At 67.0% G+C, this 6,973-nt stretch carries 5 protein-coding genes; 2 read left to right on the forward strand and 3 right to left on the reverse strand.

All coding sequences use genetic code 11. The features are described from left to right. From VF665_RS19835 to VF665_RS19845, 3 genes are all read right to left on the reverse strand, one after another. A partial coding sequence (locus tag VF665_RS19835; RefSeq protein WP_331055199.1) for a DEAD/DEAH box helicase occupies positions 1-4,779 on the reverse strand: 4,779 nt, incomplete at its 3' end. A gap of 322 nt (positions 4,780-5,101) precedes the next feature. After that, entirely contained in the window at positions 5,102-5,533 is a 432-nt protein-coding gene (locus VF665_RS19840) for a phage integrase SAM-like domain-containing protein (RefSeq protein ID WP_331055200.1), read from the reverse strand. A 364-nt stretch (positions 5,534-5,897) separates the two neighbouring features. Further along, positions 5,898-6,122, reverse strand: coding sequence for a helix-turn-helix transcriptional regulator (locus VF665_RS19845; protein WP_331055201.1), 225 nt, complete (start codon positions 6,120-6,122; stop codon positions 5,898-5,900). Between the two features lie 141 nt (positions 6,123-6,263). Between VF665_RS19845 and VF665_RS19850 the strand changes: the two genes are divergently transcribed. Continuing rightward, a complete protein-coding gene (locus tag VF665_RS19850; RefSeq protein WP_331055202.1) occupies positions 6,264-6,611 on the forward strand; it encodes a hypothetical protein in 348 nt (115 codons plus the stop codon). Between the two features lie 31 nt (positions 6,612-6,642). After that, on the forward strand, positions 6,643-6,973 hold a 331-nt coding region (locus VF665_RS19855), incomplete at its 3' end, for a hypothetical protein (RefSeq protein WP_331055203.1).

The following is a 6,973-nucleotide window of genomic DNA, read 5'->3' on the forward strand; positions in this document are numbered from 1 at the left end:
GCGGCTGGAGGGTATCGCCCGTGGCTCCACCCGCGCCGTGGCCAGCTCCAGGAGCAGGCCACGGATCTTCTGGCGGTCCAGGTCGCCGTGGTCCAGCTGGTTCCCGTAACTCATCAGGCAATTGTAGCAGGCTGCCTCGCAGTCCTCTGTCGCGCGCGGTGCGCGACGCAGGTCCACGCCTGTGGCGGGGTCGAAGTGGCACAGGTCCAAGGCCCGGCGCGCCACCGCCGACAGCTGCTCCGCCTCGTCCGCATCCACCAGCCGCCGCAGCACCCCCGCCCCACCTTCGGACGCCTCGAAGAAGAGGATGCGGTTGCGCGACGTCCAGTCGGGAAGGGGCTCGGCCGCGAGCTCCTGGTCCTCCAGCTGAAAGTGGATCTGGATGGCGCTCTTGAGCGCCGCCTGCAGCGACGCCATCACCTTCGCGCCCAGGGGCGCCGCCGGCTCGAAGATAAGCGCGTTGCGGCGGTCCTCCACGAAGGGGATCACCCGCATGGCCCGCCCCGAGAGCGGGTCCTCGCGCCCCTGCTCGTCCAGCGCCGCGTTGGATTCCCAATAGCCGCGCTCCACGTCTAGCACGAAGCCGTGCACGTGCGCGTGCTTGCGCCGCCGCCACCCCAGGTTTACCCGGTAGATGGTGGCTGCGTGGCCGTAGCGCAGCGTCCCCAGTTCCGCTCCGTCCGCCCCGCGCACCACCGCCACCCGCTGCGACGGCTTCTCCCCGTGGTCCACGAAGCGCACACCCGTGCGGATCTCGTAACCCAGCCGAAAGCGCTCCTCCTCGTCGGAGTTGATGCGGTCGCGCCGCTTGGTGGCCACGTTCTGCAGGCGGAACAGGGGCCGCAGCGTCAGCGTGAGCGCCTCACCGCACTGCTCGCACAGGTCCGGCCCGTCGCCTTCCGCCACCGGGTGCGCGTAGCCGCAGCGCCCGCACTGCTTCATCCGGCTGGTGGTCAGCTCCTCCCCCGCGTCCGGGGGAAGGATGACCTTGTTGATGACATACTTGGAGCCCTCGTGGTAAACCACCGCCTGCGGCCCGAACTCCGAGATGGCCAGGAATCTCGGGCGCTGCAGATACTCGTCGCGATCGCGAACCTGCCGCGCGGGGATGAACGCCGAGAGCGGAAGGCGCGGGAAGTTGTAGCCGGGCAGGAACCCCTCGCTGGCGAAGTAGCGGTACGAGTAGAAGTCGGATTGGAAGCCGTCGTCGGTCCCGGTCAGCAGCTTGATCTGCGCCTCAGCCTCGGAGCGCAGCCGCCGCGCCTCGTTGCGCTCGCGCTCGGCACGAGCCACGTCCAGCACGACGGCGTTCTGCGCCGCCTGCTGCGTCCGCGCGGCGCGGTACAGGTCGCGCCAGCGATCCACCGCGGTGTCGAACTCGCGCACCACCTGCTCCAGCACGCCGTCCAGCCACCCCGACCCGTACCAGTCCGAGCGCTCCAGTTCCTCTCCCATGCTGACCAGCACCGCGGCGGCGCGAGTGCGCGCGCGCTGCCTTGCCGCCCCGTCGTCCACCTTCTCCCGCACCCACCCCGCCAGCGGAAGGTCTTCGTCCTCCAGGTCCAGGATGTCCTTCACCGACCCGCCCAGGTCCAGCTCCACCTCGGTCAACCACACCGCGTGCACGTGCGACCGCACCAGGTCCTCGTTGGCCAGGTCAATACGCGGTGGCGTGACGGCGCCCGAGACCATCAGCTCCGGGCGTTTGAAGAAGTACTGGTCGTGCGAGCTACCTGACGAGCAGTAGGTAAACACCAGCGCGGGTTGACCGCTGCGCCCCGCGCGCCCGCTGCGTTGCGCGTAGTTCGCCGGGGTGGGCGGGACGTTGCGCAGGCTCACGGTGTTCAGATCCGCAATGTCCACCCCCAGCTCCATCGTGGGCGAGCAGTACAGGATGGGCAGCTTTCCGGTGCGGAAGTCGGACTCGCGCTCCAGCCGCTTCTCGTACTTGACCTGCGCTGTGTGCTCGCGCGCCTCCAGTCCCCCCAGCGCGGCGGCTTCCTGGCGGTACAACTCCACAAAGTACGGGTTCACGCGCCCGCCCCGGGCCGGCGCGCTGGGGACGCGGATAGGATCGTGGAACGCCTGCGTTCCGTCGCCGGCCACCCAGAGTAGCGCGGAAGCCGGGAGCTGGTAGCCGGGCACGTCGCCGGGCCTGGGATCCTCTACCTGCTCCACCAGCCCGGCCACCCGCAGGCACTGCAGCAGGTCGTGGATGATCTCCTTTCGCGCTTCCTCGTTCAGCGGATGCGTCCAGTGCGGCAGTGTCTCCGCGCGCTTCAGGTACAGCCCGAACCCGCTGCGGGGCGACAGGTAGACGTGCCCTCGCCAGTCGCCGGGCGAGGACGGCCGCGGGTACAGCGTCCGCGCGTACTCCAGCGTTTCACTCTCATCCAGCGCCCACGGCGCGCGCAGCCGCTGGCCGCTGAGCTGGCGCAGCGACTCCTGGAAGCCGGCGTCCAGGTAGTTCACCCGGATGGCCAGCTCGCGGCGCATGAAATCCAGAAGCGTGCGCGCCACCGCCATCCGCACCTGGGGCGATGCCTCCGCCAGCGCGGGATGGCGCCGCTGCCAGCTCAGTTCGTGCTCACAGAGTTCCTTCAGCGACTGGTAGCGGATCTCCAACAGCCCCGACTGCTCCAGATTGGGCATCACCACCCGCCACCCGCGCTTCAGGTCACGGTATAGCCGGTAGCCTAGCACCTCGCGCAGCGCGCGCTTGGTCTGCTGCTCCGCCTGGAACAGCACCCCCGGGTCCGCCGCGTACGCGTCGAACGGGAGCGCCAGCGCGTCGAACACCCGCTGCGTCAGCTCCTCGTGCGTAACGCCGTCTGGCCCGGCCTTGAGCACGGCGCGGTACAGCGCTGCGCGCAGCGTGGCGATCTCCACGAAGTCGTTGAAGTGCCCCGCCTGAAGCGACGCGTCCTGCCGGTTGTCGGTGAAGGAGAGGAGCTTTGCCGCCAGCGACTCGCCCTGGTTGGCCGCTTCACGCAGCGCGCGCACGGACGAGAGGCTCAAGATCGTTGTCGCCGTGCTCCGCCCCTCCGACCCCAGTGTCCCCAGCTTGGAGAAGTCGGAGCGCTGGCGCGCGTTGTACTCCACCCCGCATCCCAGGCAGCGGCGGAAGGGCGCGGGAAGAAAGAGGCACGCCGTTCCCGCGTCGTCCTCCACTCCCAGCAGGCTCACGCGGATCCGCTCCGCGTCCGGGTAGCCGCCGGTGTCGTCCGCCGCGTCGCCTTCTGCGGCCGGCGCACTCACCTCGCCCACGAAGAGGAACCCCAGGTCCTTCCCCTCCTCTTCCAGCCGGTCAGACGGATCCCGGTCGGCGAACACCCGACTGCCGCCCGCCGGCCGGGCGGCGCGGACCGAGTAGTACTCCTGGCCGCACTCCCGGCAGAAGGCCAGGGGAAGGAGGATGCGGCCGCGGTCGTTGGGCGCGAACTGCTGCGCCTGCAGCGCTACCTGCCGCACCTCCGGCGCCTCCAGCGTGGCGTAGACCGTGTCGCCCCGGCTGATGAACTGGTGCAGGCGAAAGGCGAAGACCGGCTTTCCCGTCTCCGGATCCCGGAAGCGGAAACCGTCCAGCAGGGCCTGCTCGATGGCACGGCGGCACCGCGCCGCGTCCACGCCGGTCCGCCTGCTCAGCAGCTCCGCCCCGCCGCTCTCCCCGCCGATGCTGCGCGGGGTAGCCCGCACCAGCCGCCCATCTTTCTCCACGATCCCGAAAGTCGTCTCTATCCAGGACGCCAGCGGAGTCCGCAGGAACTCCTCGCGTGTGGCGGGGGAAGGCGCCTCGCCCGCCACACAGCTTGCGAGCCGTCCTGTGGCGGCCGGATCGTGAACGTCCAACTCGGGCGTAACGCGCCGTAGCGTCTCACCGATGACATGCTCGGGGTGCACATCGGCGCCGAATACCTGGCTGGCGACCAGCGCCACCTCCGCGCGCTGCTGGTCAAAGCCACCCTCGCCCGCGAGTGTGGCGGAGGTCCCCACGCACTGCAGCCGCTCCGCTTCCAACAGGTCACGAACGCGCCGGACGAGCATCGAGACGTCGGCTCCCTGCCGGCCCCGGTAGGTGTGCAACTCGTCCAACACCAGGAAGCGCAGATCCCGTGCGGATTCCACGAGCCGGCGGTCGTTCACGCGCGTGAGGATCAACTCCAGCATCACGTAATTCGTGAGCAGGATATCCGGCGGATCATCTAGAATCTGCCTGCGCTTCGCCTGGTCCTCCTGCCCGGTGTAGCGCTCGAAGCGTACGGGTGGCCCACCGGGATAGCCGGCGCGGAGGAACTTTTCCAGTTCGCCATACTGGCTATTCGCCAGCGCGTTCATGGGGTATACGACAATGGCCTGCACGCCGTGCCCGGTGCCGTTCCTCAGCACGCGGTCCACGATGGGGATCATGTAAGCCAGGCTCTTCCCCGAGCCCGTGCCGGTGGTGAGCACGTAGTTGTGTTCGCCGCGTGCCACTCGCACTGCGTCCGACTGATGCCGGTGGAGCCGGAGCGGCTTTCCCTCCGGGTCGTCCTCACTCTTGTCCTTGCGGAAGATCCGCCCGCATTCCGGGTGGAGAACGCCCTCGCGCACCAGCGTGTCCACGTCGTCGCCGGGGGCAAAGAAGGGATTGAGTTGGAGGAGCGGCTCCGGCCAGAGCAGCCCGCCCCCGAACTCCTGGCCGACCCGATCACGGATCGCCGGGTCGCGGATCTCGATGAAACTCTCGACGTAGGCCCGGTAGTCGTCTACGAGCCGGTTTCGCAGGCTGAAGATGGTCATGGAAGAAGTCCGGGTGGTGCTATCTCAAACGGATCGCGGGGCTGACACACCGGCGAGAGGCGTCGAACATCCCCCGTTCTGACTACGGGTTGCGGTACTTCCCCAATGTCACGTCACGGTTACTCACGAGACGGCCGGATACACCACACGGAGGCCAAATTACAGAGGATCCGAAGCAGGGTCACACCAGAGCGCGTAGCTCCGACGAGAGAAAACATTTTAGGATGCCGGCGCGCAGGAAGAAAGGGCCACTCTCAGGGCCAGCTTGTACGCGGCACGGTCCACGACTCCGGAAGCCCTCGAGACCAGTCGGCCATCTGATTCACTCGATACGCTCAAGGAGATCCGCTACGAAGTTGGTCTTGATGATCCCCATGCTCTTCGCACGCTTAAGCATATTGCTCAGCGTCCCGAGATACTTCCGCTGCGTTGCCGGACTCAAACGAGCGATGCGCCGACCCGTCGGGCCAGGCACGCTCATCACCTCCGCCCGAAGATGCTCGGCGTACGCGGCAACGCTTTCCCGAGTGATCTCGCGCACATCGCGAATGCCCCGGTTGCCGAAGAACCGTGCGGCATGGAGGAGGCGTCTGCGTTGAAGATCGATCTCACGCCCGGATGGTCTGCGGCGACCTACCAGGTGCTGCTTGCAGGCAAGATGATAGCCGGCAAACGACGGGATGGAGGTCGGCACCGACACTGCGGCCGCGGCGGCTTTCTCCTCCGCCTCGCGGTTCTCGCGTAGCTCCGCCAAGCGGTATGCAAAGAGGATTGCTGCCGTGTTGGGCTGGTCAGTCGCGAACTTCTCCCCAGGCCCTCGTAGCGGTTCCTGACGCCGGCCGCCCCACGCAGCCCAACCACCCATTTCAGCGTACGCGCGTCCCCCAATCCAGCGAATGTACGCGCGAGGTTCTGTCTCGGTCGCAGGACGGCGACCCATCTTGCGTTTAGACACGGTGGGCAAGGATGGCTGAACGGGAAACGGTCTTTGTTCAAAGACAGGTACCCCGCGTCGCCGACCAGCGCCGACCGCGGCCGTTGACGAAATCGTGTGCGGAGTTTACATACCCTTCGCGGAGCCGCTAAGGGCGGGCACTGCCTTACCCGCGCAGAAGGTATCAGTCGAGCAACGCGGCAAGTTCGCTCCAGCTGGCCTTCAACCCAGCCAGGAGCCGCATGATGTTCAAGAAGCTGACGTTGGTCTCGCCGCGCTCGATCTGACCGACGAAGCTCCGGTCCAGGTGGGACAGTGCGGCAAGCTTCTCCTGAGTGAGTCGCCGTCGCATGCGGAGCGTGCGGATCGCCGCTCCGAAGCGGATGAGGTCTGGGTCGGTGCCGGCCATAGCGAACGCTATGACCAGCAACGGCTATGCGTCCACGGAGTTTACATACCATTACTAGGAAGCCCGAGGTAAGCTCCGGCGGCGGCGGACTTTCCAGTCGGGAGGTGCTCGAATCCAATCTCGAACCAGAAGGGATAAGAGATGGCGAGGATCTACTGGCGCAGGCACGGAGAGGGTCCCCCACGAGCGTGGGGTGACTTCACGTCACTCGGGCACGGGCGCGAACCTCTCGTCGAGCCTGCGTCGCTGAAGCGCCTAGGCACAACCAGCCCCGCCATTGCGGCGATGGTGTTCGCCGATCGCGTGAAGGAACTGGAACAGGCAAAGGTAGATCGCGCAGTCTTGGGAGTGGAGAGACGGATGACGCTCGGCGCGTTCATCCCTCAGCACCTCGCACTCCGGCGGCAAGAAGCAACGGTCACGCAAACCTGGCTGAAGGAAACGGGTGCGCGGCTCCAGTCGGGCGCGATCCGGTTCTTTTGGAGCTGACAGGCCGCTGCTGACGATTACGCCGCGGGAGATGCTCCGCTTCAAGATCTGGCTCACGGAGTTTCCCAATGGTCGAGGCGGCAAACTCTCCGGATCCACGCAGCGGAAGTACCTGGAGGCGCTCAGCGGCCTGTTCACAGCGGCTATCCGCGAACGTGTCTATCACGGACCAAACCCGATCGGCGGCATCGTAAAACCATCGAAATCTCCTCCTCTGGATGAGTGGTTCGAGCCTTGGCAAACGGCTGCGCTCCTCGAATCCGCGCGGACATACCGACCGACTCCACCAGCTCGCCCCTTACCCGAATGCAGCTATCCGCTGATCGCATTCATCGCGCTCACCGGTTGCCGAATGCGCGAGG

This window comes from Longimicrobium sp., assembly GCF_036387355.1.
GTDB lineage: Bacteria > Gemmatimonadota > Gemmatimonadetes > Longimicrobiales > Longimicrobiaceae > Longimicrobium.